Here is a 21,009-nt window from a genome sequence, read left to right as displayed (position 1 = left end):
TGGACATATGGAACACGTAAAATTAAAAGTACAAAATATAACCAAAGTGTTTGGTAAGAATCCGTCAAAAGCTATTGATTTACTTCAAAAAGGAAAAACAAAAAAAGAAATTCTAGAAGAAACAGGAATGACGATTGGGGTTAATCAAGCAAACTTCGAAATCAAATCCGGTGAAATCTTCGTCATTATGGGCCTGTCTGGAAGTGGTAAATCCACTTTAGTTCGTATGTTTAACCGCCTTGTTGAACCAACATCTGGATCTCTTATTTTAGACGGTGACGATGTAGTAAAAATGAACAAAGAGGAACTTCGCGACATGCGCCGAAAAAAAATGAGTATGGTCTTCCAGAACTTTGCTTTGTTCCCTCACCGTACAGTTCTTGATAACACAGAATACGGATTAGAAGTTCAAGGTACGCCAAAAGCAGAACGCGAAAAAAAAGCAAAAGAAGCGCTTGAATTAGTGGGGTTGAAAGGATACGAAAATCAATATCCTGGTGAACTGAGCGGCGGTATGCAGCAGCGTGTCGGACTCGCTCGAGCGCTTGCCAATGATCCTGACATTTTATTAATGGATGAAGCATTCAGTGCATTAGATCCGCTTATTCGTAAAGACATGCAAGATTTCTTACTAGAGCTTCAAGAAAAAATGGAACGAACAATCATTTTTATTACTCATGATCTTGATGAAGCCCTTCGAATCGGAGATCGCATCGTATTAATGAAAGACGGCAGTGTTGTTCAAGTAGGAACACCCGAAGAGATTATGACAAACCCTGCCAATGATTATGTCGAGCGCTTTGTTGAAGACGTCAATGTAGCTAAAGTATACACAGCTGAAAGCGTGATGAATCGTGCCGAATCCATTACTGTAGACCGTGGCCCGCGCGTAGCGCTTAAAATTATGCAAGAAGCTGGTTATTCAAGCATCTATGTAGTAGACAAGAAAAAAACTCTTCTAGGAGTTGTAACTGCAGATGATATTAGCCGCGCTATTAAACAAGATAAACTGACGGCAGACGTATTAGATGCGGATATTCCGACTGTTACAACAGATACGCTACTTGAAAACTTGTACGACAAAATGGTTATCAGTCGCTTTCCACTGCCAGTTGTAGATGAAAACCATCGTCTGCGCGGCATTATAAAAAAAGAACGAGTGATTGAAGCACTCGCTGGTACTGATAGTAATGAGGTGAACGTAAATGAATAGTATTCCCAAAATTCCCGTTGGCAATTGGATTGACCATTTTGTTACGTTTTTAAACGATAATATTAAAGGATTTTTTGATGTCATCTCAGCTATTGTGGATGGTATTGTAAGTTTTATTGTACTGGTGCTAACCTTTCCCCCAGCATTAATTTTAATCTTAATTGTCGGAATCATTGCTTGGCTTTCAAGTAAAAAATGGTCGTTTACTATTTTATCGATCATTGGCCTATTATTTATTCTTAACCTTGGCTACTGGCAAGAAACCATGGACACACTAGCCCTCGTTTTAACAAGCGTACTGATTTCGATTATAGTAGGGATTCCGCTAGGCATTTGGGCATCTCAAAGCGAAAAGATTACTCGGATTATTACACCAATCTTAGACTTTATGCAAACAATGCCGGCATTTGTTTATTTAATTCCAGCTCTTTTCTTCTTTGGAATCGGTGTGGTACCAGGTGTTATCTCATCTGTTATCTTTGCAATGCCTCCAACGATTCGCTTAACGAACCTAGGTATTCGTGAAGTACCTGCTGACTTAGTAGAAGCAGCAAATGCCTACGGTTCAACAACAAAACAAAAATTATTTAAAGTGCAGCTTCCACTAGCTACAAAAACAATCATGGCAGGAATTAACCAAAGCATCATGCTATCCCTTTCAATGGTCGTTATTGCCTCTCTTGTAGGTGCTCCGGGACTTGGTGCCGAAGTATATCGTGCAGTTTCTCGCCTTGAAGTCGGCACAGGCTTTGAAGCAGGAATTTCAATTGTTATTTTAGCGATTATTCTAGACCGCATTACTCAATATTTTGGAAATCGTTCCAACCAACGAGTATAAGCAAAAAAAGAAGCCAACTCACCGGAGTTGGCTTCTTTTTATTTATTTTTATAACACGCTACAAAGATTGCTTCCCCTTGAAAAGATTCAATCCTTTGTTGATTCGTTTTAATTTCGAAAAACTGCTTAAACCCGCTTGGTATATTCAGCATGTATTGAGTGAGGTCATGCTTTGTCTCTTCCGGCACATTCATCATCCCGCACCAGTCATCAAATAAAAAGCGCTTTGGAAAAGTTGTCAGCACTTCTGTACGGAATCCTTGCATTTCAAGCATGGAGAGCCACTCCGTTTTTTTATAAGCACGATAATGGCTTGGATCTCGTGTCTTTTCAACTCTATTATAGAACTCGTCATAAGCATTTACTTCTGGTGCTACATTATCAATGAGCAAGAACTGTCCGCCTGGCTTTAACACTCGATATACCTCTTTGATGAACAGTTTAATATTTGGAAAATGGTGCGGTGCAATTCTGCACGTTACAGTATCAAACTCGTCATCTTGAAATGGCATATCTTCAGCATCTCCTTGAACAAAAGATACATTTTCATGACCATTTCCTTTAATGAAGACTTCAGCACTCTGTAACATTTGAGGAGTTAAGTCAAAAGCCGTTACTTCTTGAAAGACAGGTGCTAACTTATTTGCCACGTGTCCCCCTCCTGTCGCTACATCAAGCAGCTTTCCTCCCCTATTTTCTTCAGCAATTTCTGCTAAAACAGCTAAGTCTTTACCTTTCGCATGACCTTTGCTTTTGACGTACTTTCCAGCATTTCCCCCGAACTGACTGACAACCATTTCTTTATTCCCCATTTACTCTCCCCCATTTCCCTCTTTAGAACTCTCTCTTACTTTGCATAGTGCATTCACATATTTATTATGAAACGTGAGAATGTATTCTTTTTCTTTCTCCCCACTGATGAAACATTCGAAACAGCGGCGGAAGCAGAAGCCAAATGGTCAAAATTCGAAGTACTTGAACCGCTACTACTAACGTCGAATCGGCTTGTAATACAATTGATGTCGTCGCCATTTCTGCAATGCCTCCAGGAGCAAACGCTAAAATAGACGTGATAAGCTCGATTCCAGTTATTTTGGAGACTAATAGTGCACATACAAACATAGCAGCGATTAAACCGGTTGTATTAATAAGGGCCACAACCATAATTTTTTTTACGCCTATAAACATTTCTTTATGAAAGCGAGAACCAATGCTTGAAGCAATAAAAATTTGCGATAAAATCATTACGGAATGAGGCCAGTATGCTTGAAGATTATATCCCACGTACGATGAAGCACCTGTTTGAACAATCGCAACAGTAAGCATTCCTCCTACTAACCAAGGAGCAGGAAATTTTAGTTTTTTTCCTATATAATAGCCGACTACTGCTGTAACGATTAAGACGCCTGTCCATAACAGTGCTTCCCATTGAAAGACACTTGGGGTAACTGACACTGCATGACGCCCTGTATTACTTCCCCAATAGACTACAAATAGAGGAACAGCAAGCACAACTAAAAACACGCGCATTGTTTGAATGATACTTACAACTGCCGTATTAGCTCCTACTTCTTCAGCCATGCCTGGCATTGCGCTCATTCCACCAGGAGTCGTACCGAAAAAGCTTGTTAATAAGTCTGTAGAACTGAACTTCCATAGCAAATAACCGGATAAAAGTGAAAAAACAACGGACAGCAAAAGCATAATCGTAATGGTGGACCAGTGAGATTGAAACGTACTCAACACAGACAAGTTAATCTTTTGACCTAATTCAATCCCTAAAATACACTGTCCAGCGTACAGCCAATATTTTGGAATACCCTTTTTGCTTGTTTGAGATAAAAACTGCGGCTTTCGAAAAGCTAGAATAGCGGCTAAAATGAGAGTGCCAAGCATCCAGCCAATGGATAAGCCTGTTAACGATAAAAGAAATCCTCCCACGCTTGTTAATAAAATAAAAAATACAGATTGTAAAAAAACAATTCTTGCGTTCATACCTACTTCCTTCCTTCTACAAGGCTTTTCTTTCTTACACCGAACATTCTTCTTCTTAACTATAGTATAATTTTAGAGATAATTAAAATATCAAAATTTTATTATAAACCATTCATTTTTTTTATTCCTGGAGGGGTAGTATGGACGATCGAGATTGGCTTATTCTACAAGTGTTGTATCGAGAAAAAAACATCACAAAAGCGGCCAAGGAACTATTTATATCTCAGCCTGCACTTACGCATAGACTGCAGCAGATGGAGAAAGAATTTCATGTTCAGATTGTGAACAGAGGGCGCCGCGGGGTTCAGTTTACACCGCAGGGAGAATATTTAGTGAAGTGCGCAGAAGAAATGCTGCTTACAGTTCAAAAAATAAAAGAAAATGTATTAAACATGGATAATCAATTAACCGGAACTTTACGTCTAGGAGTGTCTAACTTTTTCACTGACTACAAGCTTCCTGGGCTATTACGCTTATTTAAAGAGCGGTTTCCTGACGTTGAATTCAAAGTCACGACTGGATGGAGCAGCGATATGGCCCATCTGCTTTATAAGCACGATGTTCATATTGCGTTTGTAAAAGGTGATTATAACTGGCAAGATCAGAAAGAGCTGCTTTTCAAAGAAACGATTTGCATTGCGTCTGCACAGCCTGTCGACATAAATAACCTTCCCAATATACCTCGAATTGATTATCATCAAGATCGTTTTTTGAAAACATCTGTTGATAACTGGTGGGCTGAAAATTACTCTCAGCCTCCCCTTGTCAGTATTGAAGTGGATAAAGCAGAAACATGCAAAAAGATGGTTGTGAACGGACTGGGTTATGCGATTTTGCCGAGTATGCTGCTTGATGACGCTGCGGAGATTTACAGATACACGTTAAAAACAAAAGATCAGCAGCCTTTAACACGTAGCACATGGATGTTTTATCATGAGGACTCCTTAAAAATTAACATCGTAAAAGCTTTTATTGAGTTCATTCAAAACCTGGATTTAAAAGATGTACACTGATAGAAAAAGCTCTCTTAAAAAAGAGAGCTTTTCCTATTCTATTTATTCATCTTTTGTTCCGCCCATTAAGTCTGAATACAGCTTGCTTTGCTGTTCAAGAAACACCTTAGCACCGCTGCTATTTTTATAAAAAGACGTTAAATCGTTATCTTTAAGCAGCTGTTCCCATTCTTTTGTATGAACCATTTCATACACTGCCTTATTCCAATATGCTACCTGCTCTTTTGTCATATTAGGGGGCCCCATTAGACCTCTCCAATGACTAAAAGTTACGTCAATTCCCGTTTCTTTCCACGTCGGGATTTCTTTTAGTTCTTCTAGCCTGTTAGGAGAAGACACGGCCAATATTCTTACTTGCCCTTGTTCATACTGCTTTTTTACTTCTGATAATGACATAGGTGCTACATCTAGCTGATGATGAACGAGCGCATCGATCACTTTATGACTGCTATTATAAACGAAAAACTCAAGTTTGGAAGAATCTACGCCTGCTTTTTTATTTAGCTGCATAAATGATAAATGATCATCGTTTCCTAAGCGAGGTGATATTCCCACTTTCATACTAGATTCACTTTGGTTTAATGTGCGTAGGAGCTGTTTTAAATTATGTATAGGAGAGTTAACAGGGACCACGATGACCTCCCATTCAGATGTTAAAATAGCGAGCGGAGTAAAGTCTTTATAGGTTAATTGACTTTGCCCTAGCAAATTATTTGTAATCAACAAACTGGAATTTCCGGAAACAATATTTCCCTCTTTTCTCTGTTTAATATATTTCCATCCTTCCTCACCTTGCCCGCCTATTTTATTACTAACAGAAACGGGTACCTTCACAATGTTCTTTTCGATTAGCACTTGTTGAATTGCCCTTACTGTTACGTCCGCTCCTCCGCCTTTTGCACCGGCTGCAACAATTTCAATTTTTTCGATATCAATGCTATCTTTTTTAGAAGGCGAAGAACAGCTAACAAGCAATACACTTATAAAAACTATCATGAGCTTTTTAATCATATATACCATCCTTCAAGGCTGATGCTACGCTAAATAGTACTTGCGCTCCGGCCTTCCAATAATCCCATAATCATATTCAACGTGACATTCATCAATTGATACTAGATACTCTAAATATCGTCTAGCTGTCGTTCTAGATACCCCCATTTTTTGCCCCATCTCTTCAATAGTAATTCCTTTGATATCTTTTAAAATATCTTTTGATTTTTGTAAAGTGATACCATCAATACCTGAAGGAAGAGATTTATCCACTTTTGGCTTTGTTCTAGCATGTCCAAAGTACGCGTCAATAAAGGATTGATCAACTTCTTCATGCGTACTAAATAGTTCCTTTTTCTCTTGATACTGTTTAATAGCATTAATGAAGGATTCCATCATAACCGGCTTAATCAAATAATTGACGACGCCGTTGCGCAAACAGATTTCTACAATGTTCTTTTCTGTTGCAGCCGTTACCACGATAACGTCAACTTGTGGAAACTGCGCTCTAATTTTCGGCAGTAAATCCGTTCCCATTTCATCTGGCATATAGATGTCCAAAAGAAGTAAATCAACTTTTGTCTCCTTTAGCATTTGAAGCGTCTCTTTTGCATTCAACGCTTTGCCTACAACTTCTACACCATCTACTTCTAATAAAAAACGCTCTTGAACTTGAGCAATTCGAAAATCGTCTTCTGCAATTGCGACTCGTAACATTTCGACTCTCCCCTTACTTCTCATGATTCAGTTTTTTGGAAGGTAAACTGAAAAAATAGCTCCTCCTTCTGGCTGATTATACACTTCAATAGATCCTCCAAGTTCGTCTATCATTTTCTTTATATTTGCCAGTCCATACCCTCTATCTGTACCTTTAGTTGAAAAACCTTTTGTGAAAATTTGATTTAGTACTTCTTCTGATATACCTGGTCCGTTATCCATCACTTCAATAATTAAATCATGACCAATATCGGTAATAAAAAACGACACTTCTTTTTTAGACTGCTGACTTACTGCTTCGAATGCATTATCGATTAAGTTCCCAATAATGATAATGAGATGAGAAATTTCAATGTGTTCTGGGAGCGTATCGAGCGTACTCTCCGAATCAACCGAAAAGTGAATTTTCTTCTCCGATGCTTTTCCAATCTTCCCAAGCAATATTGCTTGTACTTTAGAATCTAATATCTGATCAAAGAGAATACGATTTTGAGTTTGGTGTACGGCTGATTCTTTTTGAATGAACTCAAATGCATCTTTGTATTGCCCTAACTGCAGCAAACCTGACAAAACGTACAGTTTATTCGTAAACTCATGCGTTTGAGCGCGTAAATCCTCCGAATACTTTCGTACTTCTGAAATCGTATTGATTAAACTTTTTAATTCTGTCTTATCACGGAAACTAGCGACCACCCCTACAATTCTTTGATATTCAACGATAGGTGTTAAATTTAAAATAAACGTTTTTTCATTTAAAAAAATCTCTTGGTCACTTCGGGCTATTCCCGTATCTAGGACTTCAATCATATTCGTATAAGGAAATACTTCAATGATATGATGATGTAAATATTCCGTCTTTAAACCTAACATATTTTTAGCTGACGTATTCATCATCGTAATAAAGCCTTGATCGTCAATAGCAATAATTCCTTCTTTTATCGAAAGTAAAATCGCATTTCGCTCACGGTACAAAGAAGCTATTTCATGCGGCTCAAGACCGAGAGTATCCTTTTTAATACTTTTAGCTAAAAAAATGCCCCCAAGCATACCAAACAATAAAACAGCTAGCGAAAATAGGATAATTTGCTGAATGCGCGTAATGAGCTGAGCATGAACATGAGATTTCAAAAACTCAACCGTCACCACTCCCACCACTTCTGTATACTTTCCGTGATTGATGACAATAGGCGCTTTTCCCATAATAGCAGGACCTGTTGTTCCCTCCCCGTCAAGCGTATAATATCCGCCGAACAGTAATGCTCTATCGTTAATCGATTCTTTGTTTTTCTTTCCTATCCATTTTTGATTAGAATGAGAATAGATAATCTGGTCGCGGTTTTGAACAACAATACTTGCTGCTCCGATTTGTTCTCTGACCTGCTCGGCAAGCGGCTGAATATAGCGACTCGGCTGTTTTTTTTGAAAAGCAGCTTTAACTTCCGGCATAAACGATATTGATTTGGCGGCTTGAAGAGCCAGCTGCTCAGCTTGCCTTTTAGATTCTACAAACTGCATGTAAGAGAAAATACTCGCTAAAAGAACAATAACAGTTATGATTAATGCTGCAGATAAACCTACGATTTTTGTTTGCAACGATACTTGAAACCATTTTTTCATTTCATCGCACCTTTAGCCTTTACCTTATAGTTCTATTCCTCTTTTATTTTATCAAATTTTTTTGTATATCCGCTTCTTATTCCAAAAGCTTTTTAGACAAAAAAACTTATCAATCCCAAAAGCGGAATTGATAAGTTTTTAAGTTCATCATCTTTACAGCGTAATTACTCCTGTAATAATAGCTACTAAAAGCATCATCATTGCTGTTCCAATCGTCCACTTTAAAGTAAAGCGCTGGAATTCACCGAGCTCGACTTTTGCCATACCGACCAATAGATACGTAGAAGCAACTAAAGGACTTAGTAAGTGAACAGGTTGACCAATCAATGAAGCACGACCAATTTCTGCAGCATCAATACCGTATGCTGAAGCTGCTTGAGCAATAATTGGTAAAATTCCATAGTAGTAAGCATCATTTGACATAAAGAATGTAAAGGGCATACTTGTGATAGCTGTGATCACAGACATATAAGGTCCCAACGCATCTGGAATTAATCCTACTAAACTATTACCCATTGCATCTACCATTTTTGTACCTGATAAAATACCTGTGAATACGCCTGCTGCGAATACAAGAGATACTACCGCAAGTACATTACCTGCGTGAGCTGTAATGCGCTCTTTTTGAACTTCTAAATTTGGATAATTAATCATGATAGCGATTGCAAACCCAATCATAAATAAAATTTGTAGCGGCATAACACCTGTAATCAATCCTACTAATAATAGAGCTGTTAAAGCAAAGTTTACCCATAAAAGCTTTGGACGCTTGTACTCGATTCCTTCAGCAGCTGCTGCTTCTGCAAAAGCGACTTGAGCATTCGTGACATCTTGAATATCGATAACACCTAAACGCTGGCGCTCTTTTTTTCCAAAGTAGTAAGCTGTAAATAATAACCAAACAGCTCCACCAATCATGGCTGGAATCATTGGTGTGAACACCTGTGAAGCATCTAACTTCAATGCGCTCATCACACGAGCAGTAGGTCCTCCCCAAGGTGTTAAGTTCATAACTCCACTACCCATAATAGCTATACAGGCTAAAATCATCGGTTTCATGTTTAGCTTTTTATAAAGCGGAAGCATTGCTGAAAGCGTAATCATATATGTTGTTGTTCCGTCTCCGTCTAATGAGATGATAAGAACTAAAATAGCTGTACCAATAGTGATCTTTAGTGGATCACCTTTTACGATTTTTAAAATTCTCCCTACCACTGGATCAAACAAACCAGCATCAATCATAATCCCAAAATATAAAATAGCAAACATTAACATAACGCCTGTAGGTGCTAATTCTTTTACACCATTTAAAGCCATTTCCCCAATATCACTTGTGAATCCCCCTATGATTGCAAACAATACTGGAATAACCATTAAAGCAATAAGCGGCGTTAATCGTTTTGTCATAATCAAAAACATGAATGTACAGACCATCAAAAACCCAAGAATAGCTAACATTATTACCCCTCCTATTTTTGAATCCGCTTTCATAACAGTGGAAGCGATTCGTTTGTCTGTATGACTTGCATATGTATGCCAGTTCGTCTATACGATTACAACATCGCTTGATCACTATTAAGTTGTACTTTGATACTTTAAAATTTTCTGTTTTTTCTTAAAATAATCATAATTTACAGGAGGGTATAGTGTAAATAATTCGTACTATAAAAACTTTTAAAACTTTATGGGTAATTAAATCCTTTTTGTTCATTGAAAAGATAAAAGAAAAGAAGAGGAAAAAGATAGGAAAATAAAAACCATAGAAAGAGGAACTATTCTCGTGAATTATTCAATTTGAACTCTAAGAGAATACGCTCCAGGGTGAGGAGTTTTATTCCATTGAGTAAGAGATTCCTCTAAAAATGGAATGTTTTTTAACTTTTTTGTTTGGTACTTTTCTATTTTTGAATATTTTTCTAAAGCATACGTATTAGCAAACATTTCATGTGCTCTATTTCCTTCTTTTAAAAGCGTTCCATTGCTCATACGATCCACATGATGTCCTAATTCATGCAGAATGATAAAAGCAAATTGATGAGGCTTTTTATTTTTTGTTGTATCAATAAAAATAATAGGACATTCCGTTACTGTATATTTAACATAGTCAATTTCAAACTGAAGTTTGCGCTTCTCTTTTGGAAGTTTATCATTAAATTGGCCATAATACACACCTAGCACATCTTTCCCTTGCACTTTGACACTGCCTAAACAATACACGCCTTTTAGTCCATCCCAGTCTTTTTCGTCTGTTACATTAGCAATTTCCTGCAGGGCGACTTTTTGTTTTGCGCTTATAACCCCATGAAACGTTACGCCATGAATTTGGACCTTTTCACTACGCTTAAACATCTTCTTGCCTCCTTTGCTAAATTCCTTCTCCAACATATTATTTATTAATAAGTATATTCATTCACAATACATGATTAAAAGCATAAAGTTAATGTCAAGATTCCCTTTTTGACGTTTTTTAACCATGCTTATATGCCGCTTCGTTTATTTTCTATTTTTACTATATTACATATATAGCCATTAATAAAATATCATTTTTTTATGATTTATCATTATTTTTTTTTTATTTCTATTTTTGTTTATCAATAACCTGAAGCCTGCGTATCAATTTTAAATTTAAAGCCATCAATATATAAAGAAAAAGATAGCAAAAAAACGAGTATAGCGTCTTCCATTCATTATAATAAAATACTTCTGTTTGGGCAGAAATGTATTCAAACAAAGTCGTAAGAATTACTCACACTGTAATATATAAAACTTTTCTAAACAAACTCTTGCTCTGCGGATAAAAATTCAAAAACATACTATTCGTCGCAGGATAAATAAAAATAAAAATTAAAAGATATTCAAAGTCTACTCCTTTTGTAAAGAAACCATAAAAATCATATTTAACATCAAGATATATATCTGCTACCGATCCTAAAAACATGACAAACAAAGACGTTGCGTACATTTCTATCCAGCTGATGTGCTTTGGCATAACCAATACGCTCAGAATAGAAATTACCGTTGTAAGGATTAATAGCACCATACTTACGACCTCGTTTCCTACAGGAGATAGAAACAGCTTTCCCATTGGAGATTAAATTCATTCTGAAGGCTACAAATTAAAACTTCGCAAAAAAAGAGATTGAGACATAACGAAACCAGTCCAAGCTAAAGACGAACAAACGAGATAAATCATCTGGACTGTTTGTTACACCGCTGTTGATTTCCATGTAAGACTTCGCTTTCCGCGGGCGGCCGATGAGCCTCCTCGTCGCTTTCGCTCCTGCGGGGTCTCACCTATTCCGCTTTTCCCGCAGGAGTCTTCGCCTTGCCCTCCAATCAACAGCTAGAAGCAACTAAAAACATGAAACCTACTTTCAATATGCCAATGAAAAAGCCCGAACGAATTTGATTCTCCATCAAGAATCTCGATTCATCGTTCGGATCTTCCTTCAACTAAACTACTTTTGTCCCAGCCTCTTTTTGTTAACGAAAAGAAATGATACAGGAACCAAGCTCTTGCTGACCCCATCTAAGTGAAAGATGATCCTGATGTGAAAGCGGCCCTACTCCTTCAGGTGTACCTGTAAAAATAAGATCTCCTTTATCAAGACCAAAGTGTTTTCCTGTAAAATCAATAATCGTTTGTAAATCAAAAATCAAATCTTTAATATTTCCCAGCTGTACGCGTTCATTGTTTTTAACTAACGAAAAGTCTTTATTCTTAGATGCTTCTACTCCTTCAAACGGAATAAAGTTTCCCACGACTGCTGAATGTTTGAATCCTTTTGCAAGCAGCCACGGATGCTTTTTTTGTTTTAATTCAGCCTGCACGTCTCGAAGCGTCAAGTCTAACCCAATCGTCATCTCGTCAACAAGCTCATCCACTGTTATACCTTCTTCGTAAGATTGTCCAATATGAAGAATCACTTCGGTTTCAAAGTGCACCTCTCCTTGGTCACTAGGAAGAACAATTGCTTGTCCAGCTGCCTCCACGAGAGCATGAGTAGGTTTTGAAAATAAAAAAGGTGATGTTGGAATATCATTATGTAATTCTTTTGCATGCAGTGCGTAGTTTCGGCCTACACAATAAATATTTTTAATATCTTTCACTTTCATCATCCCTTCTTTCGTTAAAATAAAAGCTTTTCAGCTTTTATTTTACAAGAAAAAAAGAAGATTACAATGAACCTCCTTTTTTCATTCCGTTATTTTCTAGCCCATTTTGTAATGCCTTTAATATCATCTGGAGTTGTGCGACAGCACCCTCCGATTAACTGAGCTCCTGCTTCATACCATTTGTGAGCGCTGCAGCCGTATGTTTCGCCCACAGATATGCCATTCCATGTTTTAGATTCAGCGTCATAATGCTCCCCTGAATTTGGATACACAATGACTGGCTTATCCGTTTGAGATTTAATTTCCTTAATAAGTGAAGAAATATATTGAGGCGGCGTACAGTTAACTCCAAGAGCCGCTACTTGCTCATAGGAATCCAGATAGCGTGCACACTCCGACATTAATGTTCCGCTACTAATGTGCAGCTCATCTTTTGCACTGAACGTAATCCATGCGTATGCTCCTTCAAATTCTTCTAGTAGCCTCGCAATGGCTTTTGCCTCCATCAAATTAGGAATGGTTTCACAAGCTAATACGTCCGCTCCTGCTTCAATTAACGCTTTCATACGAGGGCGATGAAATTCTATTAATTCTTCTTCTGTTACATCATATTGTCCAGTATATTCAGATCCGTTTGCTAAAAATGCCCCGTAAGGACCTACCGAAGCAGCAACAATTGGTTTTGGGCGATTAAGACGATTCTCTTCTTGCTGCCAAAATTCATCTCTTGCTTCAGCTGCAATTTTTACAGATGCTTGAATTAACTCGCGAGCCTCTGCTTCACTCAAACCACGTTTGGCAAAACCTTCAAATGTGCTTTGATAACTTGCTGTAATTGCACAATCAGCTCCTGCCGCAAAGTAGTCTTGATGCACTCTTTTAATTAATTCAGGCTGCTCCATCAACACTTTTGCAGACCATAAGCTGTCGTTTAAATCACAGCCATATCTCTCAAGTTCAGTTGCCATTGCACCGTCTAGTACAATCACAGGGAATGTATGTAAAATTTTTTGGATAGGATTCATTATTTAATCTAGGGTTGTCCACTAGCAGTCAGCTTCGATTACCCTATCCTCCTTTCAGATAATTTAAAATATATGCAAAAAAGTCTAAAGGACTAGGAAACTTTTGTCAAGAAATCAAAAAAATGAGCGCATACTTATAACCAAGCTTTTTTCAATCGTTTTATTCCTTCTTCTATTTCTTCTCCCCTCAAGCTCCCGAAACCTAATAAAATATAAGGCTTTTGCTGGGGTAATTCCGTAAGCCAATAACGAGAGGTGCCATAGACGGAGACATCTTGCTTTCGAGCTGTATTAATTAATTCTTGTTCGTTCATATCATTGTTCATGCGGACAAGGATATGCAAGCCTGCAGATTCGCCCGACAGCGTGACATTTTTGTTAAACTCCTTCTGTAAAGCTGCTAAAAGAGTACTGTGTTTCAGTTGATAAGCAGTTCTCACTCTTCTCAAATGTTTACTCCACTCTCCATTTTTCATCATCAGTCCGAGCGTCCGTTGATGAAGAGCTGGAACAGTTTGTTCATATAAAGAGAAGCGTTCATAATATGTCTTTAGAAGAACTTCAGGCAACACAAGGTAGCTGATTCTTAAAGAAGGCATAAAAGATTTTGAAAATGTCCCTGTATAAATGACGCGCCCTTTAGAGTCTAAGCTTTGCAATGAAGGTATGGGACTGCCTTTATAACGAAATTCTCCGTCATAATCGTCTTCAATAATAAATCCACTGCAGTCATTCGCCCATTCAAGAAGCTGTATTCTTTTTGAAACAGGCATGATCATTCCGTATGGAAACTGATGAGATGGCGTGACATAAACAGCCTGCGCTTGGCTCTCGTAAAGCTCTTGAATGTTTATACCTGTATTATTAAGCGACACGGGTTTTAACGAAAATCCGTGCTGTTTGAATACAAAGCTAGCCCCGTCATAGCAAGGATTCTCAAAGGCAATGTCCCTGATGCTGGGCTTTAACATTTGCGCTAGCAAACTTAGCGATTGCTGAGTACCTGCTCCAATAATAATTTGATGTTTTGAACAAACAACTCCTCTTGACTGATAAAGATACATTGCAATTTCTTCTCGCAGTGATTCTTCTCCTTGACTTTCTTGATATGTGAACAGCGCTTCTCTATAAGTTTGAAGACTTTCATTATATCGTTTTTTCCACTCATTCAAAGGAAACAAACGGCTATCAATTTTTCCATATCGAAAATCATAGGTGCACGACTTTGTTTCTAACTGAGGGTGTAAAAATACAGCCGGCTTTTTATATGTTTGCAGTAAATCAAACTGTGTATTCGTTACGTACAATCCACTTTTGGGCCTGCTTTCCACATACCCTTCAGCCAAAAGTTGCTGATAGGCCGTATCTACAGTGTTTCGACTTACATTTAAATATTCAGCAAAGGACCGTATAGAAGGTAGTTTGTTATTTACTTTTATGTTGCCTGATACAATTTCTTTTTTTATATATTCATACAACTGATGATATAAAGGCGTATCATCCGTGCGGTTTAATAAAGGTGTGAATGTCATGCTAGCTCCTTCCATCTGTCCCTATCCTATTTTTAAAATTTGACTCTTTTGCAGGGGATACATTTCTTTTACTATAAGTGTAGATCATCTGATTAAAAAGGAGAAGATTTAATGACTACTATTACAATTCGTCAAGCAAATGCTGCTGACATAGGGGCGCTCATTTCATTAATGAACGAATACATTGTTGATTTTTACAAGCGTCCTCAGCCTACCAAAAATCAGCTGAGAAATTTAATTAATCACTTGTTTCAACATCCGGATACTGGCATTCAATTTATTGCTACTCAAAATGACGAGGTAGTAGGCTTTTCCACGCTTTATTTTACATTTAGCACCACTCGCGTAAAGCCTGTAGCGATTTTAAATGACTTGTATGTTACTGAAAAAGCAAGAGGACAAAAAATTGGGGAAAAGTTATTTTCGACTAGTCACCAGTATACAAAAGAACATCAGTATGCAGCTATGTCTTGGGAAACAGCTTATGATAATATAAGAGCCCAAACTCTTTACAGAAAAATGGGCGGAAATGTAACGAACGATGAGTGGATTCACTACGACATTTCAAACGATAATTTATAATATTCTTCCATCCATAAAGTTTTAACACGTTCTTAACACTCCTTTCATAAATGTGTTTTATCATAAATACGACAAATAAATCAGTTTCTGTATGTATTTGTCACATTCTCTGTTAAAGTTTTCACAAAGTGTTCAAACTTTAGGTGAAAACGCTTTCTATTTTTGTGTATAATAAAAATATGCAAATGAAAATGAATGTTACAGCTCGTTAATCATACACATTTTGAATAAGGAAGGAGTTTTGAAAATGATTTTAAAAGCATTAAGAAAAAACGGTGCCGTTACAATTAACTATTATAAAAATGGTTTGCTTCAAACGTTTAAAGGAAAAGTACAGCGCTTAGATTTAACAGACCAAACGCTTTCGTTAAAAGATGAACAACAAAATACTTTCTCTATTCGCTTATCGGGAATTAAAGAAATTTATTGATGAATAGTTTACAGTAAAAAAAGAACATGATGCTCCTTCTGCTTTGCAGAGGTCATCATGTTCTTTTTCATTTTAGCTTTATTTAGTTGACGTTTCTGTTTCTTCTTTCCCGTACATATATTTAGAAGGGTCGACTGGTTGAAAATCTTTCAGCTTGTGGAAACGAAGTAAGTCTCCATAAAGCACTTGATCAGATAATTCCAGTTCTTTGGCTACCTTCTGTTTATAAGCTTGCATTTGATTATTTTCTTGAATCACTTTTCCCGTCTTAGAATCGTAATACGTTCCATCCAGTAGCGTATACTTCGGAGATACATAGTTGCCATTGCGGAACGCTACTACATCGTCATGATCTTTAGAAAATAAATCTGTGCCAAATTGGATGAATTCTTTGCTGTCAATCCCTACTAAATGAAGGAGAGTTGGCACTACATCAATTTCTCCACCGTACGTATGATTAACTCCGCCCTTTACTCCAGGAACGTGAATGAATAGAGGTACACGCTGCAGCTGAGCATTTTCATAAGGCGTAATTTCTTTTCCTATTACTTTTTCCATTGCAGCATTATGATTTTCAGAAATACCATAGTGATCTCCGTAAATCATAATCACAGAATTATCATAAAGCCCAGAAGCTTTCAGTTCTTGGAAGAAAGATTGCAATGATTCGTCTAAATAACGAGCCGTTTGGAAATAGCGGTCAACTGTCGCATCGCCTGTGTTAGCCGGCTGTATGCTTGCCTCATTGTTTCCAAGTAAAAATGGAAAATGATTGGTTAACGTAATTAAATGTGCATAGAATGGCTGTGGTAAAGACTGCAACATTGGAACAGATTCTTTAAAGAACGGTTTGTCTTTTAAGCCATAATTAATTTTATTTTCACCAGTCATATTGTAATAGCTTGCATCAAAGAACTTATCCACACCGAACTGCTTGTAAATTTCGTTACGGTTCCAAAACGTCTTATAGTCTCCATGCAGCACAGCGCTCGTATAGCCAGCTTTTTGATCTAAAATAGCTGGTGCTGCCTGATACGTGTTGCTTCCTTTCAGCACGAACGCAGAACCTTGAGGAAGACCGTATAAAGAATTGTCCATCATCAGTTCAGCATCTGATGTTTTTCCTTGTCCTGTTTGATGAAAGAAGTTATCGAAATACGTAAAGTCATTTCCATGAGCCAATGAATTTAAGAACGGTGTCACTTCCTGGCCATTTAATTTATAATCAATTAAAAAAGATTGAAATGACTCTAAATGAATTTTAATAATATTTTTCCCTTTAGCTTTTCCAAAATAAACGGAATTAGGTGCCGCATAGTGACTGTTTTTAAAATTAACGACGTTCGTTAAATCATTGCTGCTTGCAAATGCTCGCTGTTTAGAGTTTTGAGCAGTTTGAACACCGTCGTACATCGTATAATTATAAGCTCCTAAATACTTTACTAAATAATTGCGGTCGAAAGTTCGAGATAGAAGCTGCGGGCGATCAATTTCTGCTAATGTTAAATTGACAGAAAAGACCATGAACCCTAAAGAAAGAATAGTTACTGCATTCTTAACCGATACTTTTTCATTATGCCAGTCAATTTTCTTACTAAAAAAGAAGAAAAAATAAATAATAAAATCAACAAAATAAAAAATATCATGTACTTTTAATAAATCCATAATGCTTCCGCCCATACTTCCTGCATTACTTGTCTGCAATAGTGTGGGAAGCGTTACAAAATCGTTGAAAAAACGATAATAAAGAATATTACTATACAACAGCAGCGTCATAATGAAACTGCCTGCAAGAATCCAAGCTCCTGCTTTCTTTCCTTTAAAAAATAAGCCGATTCCTAAAAAAATCAGCACTGAACTCACAGGGTTTATAAACAGCAACATTTGCTGCATTACGCCGCTTACGCCTAAGTTAAATTCAGTTTTATAAGCTACGTACGACTTTATCCACATTAAAACAGCGGCTAATATGAAATAGTGCAGCGGCTTAGAAACGATTCGCTTCATTTTGATTTTCCTTTCTCGATTAGTTTATGAGTAAATTCACAAAGAACATATAGAAAACCTTTATCATTATACTCATAGAAAATGAAAATTAAATGAAATCCTAGCCTTCACAACTATAGATAGATTCTTTAAATTCATCTACTAGTTTACCTAATACACACAAATAAATAAACTAAAATCACCTTTTGCGTCATAAAATCCCTTCTCCCCTCATATACTGTATTCTATTGCAACACCCTTACTGCAAACTTGTGCATTTTTTCACAATTCATCTACAAACTATTCTCATCTTGCTGTATAATAGTAATTCTGTCTTGAGCATTCTTCAAATTCGTATGCTTAAGCCACAGCTTTCTTTTCATAACATATGCACAAATGAAAGGAGATGAATAGATGATTTTAAAAGCACTAAAGAAAAACAAACATGTAACCGTAAATTATTACGAAAATGGCCTGCTTCAAACCTTCAAAGGAAAAATCCAAAATTTAAACCTAACCGACCAAACCCTCTCCCTACGAGATGAAAAACAAAACACTTTTTCCATTCGTTTGTCTGGCATTAAAGAAATTTATTAACAAAAAAGATCCTGAAGAATTCTTCTAGGATCTTTTTGTATTTTTTATCCATTTATTATTGAAAAATAATCCAATAAATGTTAAATTAACTTTACATAATGTTAAATTAACTTAACAAATTCATTGAAAAGTCAGCGGGTGATCATATTGACTCTTATTAATCGCGTAAAAGAGCTTAGAGCTAAACATGGATATACGCAAAGAGATTTAGCTGAAAAAGTTGGAGCCACTCGCCAAACCATTGCAGCTATTGAAAAAGGGAATTACGTTCCTTCCCTACTACTTGGTTTAACAATTTGTGATGTCTTCCAATTAAAAATGGAAGATGTATTTATACTTCAAAAGGAGGAGAAAAATGTTGAGTAATGTTATTAAATCTTACTTATTGAATGTAGTGTCTCTTTTGTGCGCAGGTTGGTTTTTATATGATTTTTTAAACTTAAATGTTCAATTTAGCGAAATTATGAAGCAGCCTGAACCCCCTTGGGAAGCTACTATGTCTATAAGTTCTTTTGCTTCTTTAATTGTCCTTTTAATCATTTCATTTTTTTATTACCGCGTGCGTAAAAAGACGAAGAACGTTTCGCTTTTGCTATTTCCTTTTGAATTTGCAGAAGAAGATGAGCGAGAAAAAATGATAACAGCAGAAGCTTGTAAAAAAGCCTTTGTTTTTCTTTTATTTTCCTTTCCTATAGGCGCAACTTTAATGGCTTTTTATCCGCTTTTACCAAACTCTTTTAACTTTTATCCCATTGCCGTGATTTTGCTTCTTTCTCTTATACAGTTAACGGTTTATTACGTGTCGATTAGTAAGATTTATCGGTGATTAAAAAGGAGAGCGGGACAAAAGTATGTTAGCCAACGTGAATGACGAACTATCGATCAAAATGTTTGATTGGTGGTTCTTTTTTTGTTGGGATGGTGAACGTAGGTTTCATCTGTTTAGTTGCTTCTAGCGGCTGATTGGAGGGCAAGGCGAAGACTCCTGCGGGAAAAGCGGAATAGATGAGACCCCGCAGGTGCGTAAGCGACGAGGAGGCTCATCGGCCGCCCGCGGAAAGCGAAGCCTTGCACGGAAATCAATAGCGGTGTCACAAGCGATTCATACTAGAGCATTTATCCCATTTGTTCGTCTTTAGATGGGAGTAATTTAGTTATGTCTCATCCTCTTTTTTCATCTAATAATTTACTGAATCCCTCCCAAAAATAATCTGTGCTAATTTTATTTCACTATTTTTTCATTTTTTCTGTCTATATTGAACTATAACAATTGAACGATGTATGTTACCTTCCACTTCAGTTTTTCTTCAGTGTTCAGTTGCAAAATATGAAAGATAAAAGGAACTTCACTTGGAGCAATCGACGGAGGTGACGATATTGTAACGTGGGGGCCTGCTAGCAAGCACTGGTCTATCGCTCTCTCTAATCCATTTGATTTATCAAAAAATCTCATGAGCATTAAAGTAAAGAGCAACAGCGGCATTGCCACAAGCAGTGTAGGCAAGCGGCTGTGGAAAGTGAATGGTCACACTCACCATCATATTATTGATAGCAGAATCAGCAAGCCTAGTTCAGCAGAGCTTCTGCAAGTAACGGTTGTTTCAGAAGACTTGACCGTCTCTGAAGTTTATGCAAAATGTATGCTTATTCTCGGCTGGGATGCTGGATTAAAGTTGGCTAAAATGCATCATCCTTCTTTAGAGATAATTGCGGTTTCAAAAGAAGGCAAGGTATTAATTGAAAAAAATGTGAAAGGTCAGGTATATAATTATGGCTAATCTCCTCGCGCAATTTAGCTCTCACTTTCCCGTTTGGAATACTGTTCGGGTAGCCGGCTTAACTTCTTATTTACTAATGTTTATATCGGTTGCCGCTGGCATTTCTCACAGCTTTTCTTTTTTAAAACCAAAACGCAAAAAACAGCTCTTACTGGTTCATCAATCATCAGGGTGGTTCGGGTTATTATTTGGAATGATTCACGGACTTGTTTTATCATTTGATCAATCTATTCATTTTTCGCTTTCTGAAATTTTAATTCCGTTCACTTCTGATTACAAACCAATTAGCACAGGTCTTGGTACTATTTCACTCTACATTTTATTTGCACTAATTATTACATCTGGTTTTATAAAACAGCTTGGCAAAAAAACATGGAAAGCCTTTCATTTCCTTGCTTTTCCAGGCTATTTGCTAGCACTTTATCACGGCATTATTTCTGGAACAGATACACATCAGCCTCTTATTCTTGGGATGTATAGCATCACTGGCTGCGCCGTTTTAATTTTGCTTTTTTTACGAATTCAACACCAGTCAGCTCCTAAGAACCAAGAAAAAGCTCAAGAAAACTAAAAACGCACT

23 protein-coding genes are annotated in these 21,009 nt (G+C 37.0%); 10 read left to right on the top strand and 13 right to left on the bottom strand.

The features are described from left to right. Positions 1–7 precede the first annotated feature (7 nt). Together ACLHDF_RS15620 and ACLHDF_RS15615 are read left to right on the top strand one after the other, a co-directional pair. A complete protein-coding gene (locus ACLHDF_RS15620; protein ID WP_413919642.1) occupies positions 8–1,213 on the top strand; it encodes a quaternary amine ABC transporter ATP-binding protein in 1,206 nt (401 codons plus the stop codon). Next, entirely contained in the window at positions 1,206–2,051 is an 846-nt protein-coding gene (locus tag ACLHDF_RS15615; protein ID WP_413919641.1) for an ABC transporter permease, read from the top strand. Before ACLHDF_RS15620 ends, ACLHDF_RS15615 begins: the two co-directional genes overlap by 8 nt. Positions 2,052–2,089: 38 nt before the next feature. On the opposite strand, the gene ACLHDF_RS15610 is transcribed toward ACLHDF_RS15615, so the two are convergent. Then, the gene (locus tag ACLHDF_RS15610) at positions 2,090–2,863 is read right to left on the bottom strand and encodes a class I SAM-dependent methyltransferase (protein ID WP_413919640.1); all 774 of its coding nucleotides are present in this window, start codon (positions 2,861–2,863) and stop codon (positions 2,090–2,092) included. Between the two features lie 64 nt (positions 2,864–2,927). Continuing rightward, a complete protein-coding gene (locus tag ACLHDF_RS15605; protein ID WP_413919639.1) occupies positions 2,928–4,046 on the bottom strand; it encodes an AbrB family transcriptional regulator in 1,119 nt (372 codons plus the stop codon). A 140-nt stretch (positions 4,047–4,186) separates the two neighbouring features. Here ACLHDF_RS15605 and ACLHDF_RS15600 point away from each other — a divergent pair, with 140 nt between their 5' ends. Continuing rightward, positions 4,187–5,059 carry a LysR family transcriptional regulator gene (locus tag ACLHDF_RS15600; RefSeq protein WP_413919638.1) on the top strand — a complete coding sequence of 291 codons (873 nt, stop codon included), beginning with the start codon at positions 4,187–4,189 and terminating at the stop codon, positions 5,057–5,059. 42 nt (positions 5,060–5,101) lie between these two features. Here ACLHDF_RS15600 and ACLHDF_RS15595 read toward each other — a convergent pair whose 3' ends face one another. From ACLHDF_RS15595 to ACLHDF_RS15550, 10 genes are all read right to left on the bottom strand, one after another. Then, a complete protein-coding gene (locus ACLHDF_RS15595; RefSeq protein WP_413919637.1) occupies positions 5,102–6,070 on the bottom strand; it encodes a tripartite tricarboxylate transporter substrate binding protein in 969 nt (322 codons plus the stop codon). Between the two features lie 24 nt (positions 6,071–6,094). Further along, positions 6,095–6,766, bottom strand: a complete 672-nt coding sequence (locus ACLHDF_RS15590) for a response regulator (RefSeq protein ID WP_413919636.1) — start codon at positions 6,764–6,766, stop codon at positions 6,095–6,097. Positions 6,767–6,793: 27 nt separating this feature from the next. Continuing rightward, complete coding sequence (locus ACLHDF_RS15585) at positions 6,794–8,383, bottom strand: ATP-binding protein (RefSeq protein ID WP_413919635.1); 1,590 nt, start codon at positions 8,381–8,383, stop codon at positions 6,794–6,796. Positions 8,384–8,536: 153 nt separating this feature from the next. Next, positions 8,537–9,841 carry a CitMHS family transporter gene (locus tag ACLHDF_RS15580; RefSeq protein ID WP_413919634.1) on the bottom strand — a complete coding sequence of 435 codons (1,305 nt, stop codon included), beginning with the start codon at positions 9,839–9,841 and terminating at the stop codon, positions 8,537–8,539. Positions 9,842–10,168: 327 nt separating this feature from the next. After that, positions 10,169–10,732, bottom strand: a complete 564-nt coding sequence (locus ACLHDF_RS15575; protein ID WP_413919633.1) for an ImmA/IrrE family metallo-endopeptidase — start codon at positions 10,730–10,732, stop codon at positions 10,169–10,171. Positions 10,733–11,129: 397 nt separating this feature from the next. Beyond that, on the bottom strand, positions 11,130–11,423 hold the full coding sequence (locus tag ACLHDF_RS15570; RefSeq protein ID WP_413919632.1) for a hypothetical protein: 294 nt from the start codon (positions 11,421–11,423) through the stop codon (positions 11,130–11,132). A gap of 165 nt (positions 11,424–11,588) precedes the next feature. Continuing rightward, a complete protein-coding gene (locus ACLHDF_RS15565; protein WP_413919631.1) occupies positions 11,589–11,723 on the bottom strand; it encodes a hypothetical protein in 135 nt (44 codons plus the stop codon). A 143-nt stretch (positions 11,724–11,866) separates the two neighbouring features. Further along, entirely contained in the window at positions 11,867–12,499 is a 633-nt protein-coding gene (locus ACLHDF_RS15560; protein ID WP_413919630.1) for a fumarylacetoacetate hydrolase family protein, read from the bottom strand. Positions 12,500–12,588: 89 nt separating this feature from the next. Next, on the bottom strand, positions 12,589–13,524 hold the full coding sequence (gene mmuM / locus ACLHDF_RS15555) for a homocysteine S-methyltransferase (RefSeq protein ID WP_413919629.1): 936 nt from the start codon (positions 13,522–13,524) through the stop codon (positions 12,589–12,591). 134 nt (positions 13,525–13,658) lie between these two features. Beyond that, the gene (locus ACLHDF_RS15550; RefSeq protein WP_413919628.1) at positions 13,659–15,071 is read right to left on the bottom strand and encodes a PLP-dependent aminotransferase family protein; all 1,413 of its coding nucleotides are present in this window, start codon (positions 15,069–15,071) and stop codon (positions 13,659–13,661) included. A 96-nt stretch (positions 15,072–15,167) separates the two neighbouring features. On the opposite strand from ACLHDF_RS15550, the gene ACLHDF_RS15545 reads away from it, so the two are divergent. Continuing rightward, entirely contained in the window at positions 15,168–15,638 is a 471-nt protein-coding gene (locus tag ACLHDF_RS15545) for an N-acetyltransferase family protein (protein WP_413919627.1), read from the top strand. A 247-nt stretch (positions 15,639–15,885) separates the two neighbouring features. Further along, a complete protein-coding gene (locus ACLHDF_RS15540; protein WP_013081873.1) occupies positions 15,886–16,068 on the top strand; it encodes a YolD-like family protein in 183 nt (60 codons plus the stop codon). 78 nt (positions 16,069–16,146) lie between these two features. On the opposite strand, the gene ACLHDF_RS15535 is transcribed toward ACLHDF_RS15540, so the two are convergent. Next, positions 16,147–18,075, bottom strand: a complete 1,929-nt coding sequence (locus tag ACLHDF_RS15535) for an LTA synthase family protein (protein WP_413919626.1) — start codon at positions 18,073–18,075, stop codon at positions 16,147–16,149. Between the two features lie 393 nt (positions 18,076–18,468). On the opposite strand from ACLHDF_RS15535, the gene ACLHDF_RS15530 reads away from it, so the two are divergent. The 5 genes from ACLHDF_RS15530 (at position 18,469) to ACLHDF_RS15510 (ending at position 21,000) form a co-directional block, all read left to right on the top strand. Further along, positions 18,469–18,651 (top strand): YolD-like family protein, encoded by a 183-nt coding sequence (locus ACLHDF_RS15530; RefSeq protein WP_251394623.1) that lies wholly within the window; start codon positions 18,469–18,471, stop codon positions 18,649–18,651. 147 nt (positions 18,652–18,798) lie between these two features. Then, positions 18,799–19,017, top strand: a complete 219-nt coding sequence (locus tag ACLHDF_RS15525) for a helix-turn-helix transcriptional regulator (RefSeq protein ID WP_413919625.1) — start codon at positions 18,799–18,801, stop codon at positions 19,015–19,017. Then, positions 19,007–19,477 (top strand): MFS transporter, encoded by a 471-nt coding sequence (locus tag ACLHDF_RS15520; RefSeq protein WP_413919624.1) that lies wholly within the window; start codon positions 19,007–19,009, stop codon positions 19,475–19,477. The genes ACLHDF_RS15525 and ACLHDF_RS15520 overlap by 11 nt, the downstream gene beginning before the upstream one ends. Positions 19,478–19,985: 508 nt before the next feature. Further along, positions 19,986–20,429 (top strand): FAD:protein FMN transferase, encoded by a 444-nt coding sequence (locus tag ACLHDF_RS15515; RefSeq protein WP_413919806.1) that lies wholly within the window; start codon positions 19,986–19,988, stop codon positions 20,427–20,429. After that, entirely contained in the window at positions 20,422–21,000 is a 579-nt protein-coding gene (locus ACLHDF_RS15510) for a ferric reductase-like transmembrane domain-containing protein (RefSeq protein WP_413919623.1), read from the top strand. Before ACLHDF_RS15515 ends, ACLHDF_RS15510 begins: the two co-directional genes overlap by 8 nt. Positions 21,001–21,009: the final 9 nt, after the last annotated feature.

This window comes from Priestia megaterium, assembly GCF_046599315.1.
Classification (GTDB): Bacteria; Bacillota; Bacilli; order Bacillales; family Bacillaceae_H; genus Priestia; species Priestia megaterium_F.
Note: the sequence above shows the minus strand (reverse complement) of the source record. Positions and strands in the feature narration are given on the sequence as shown.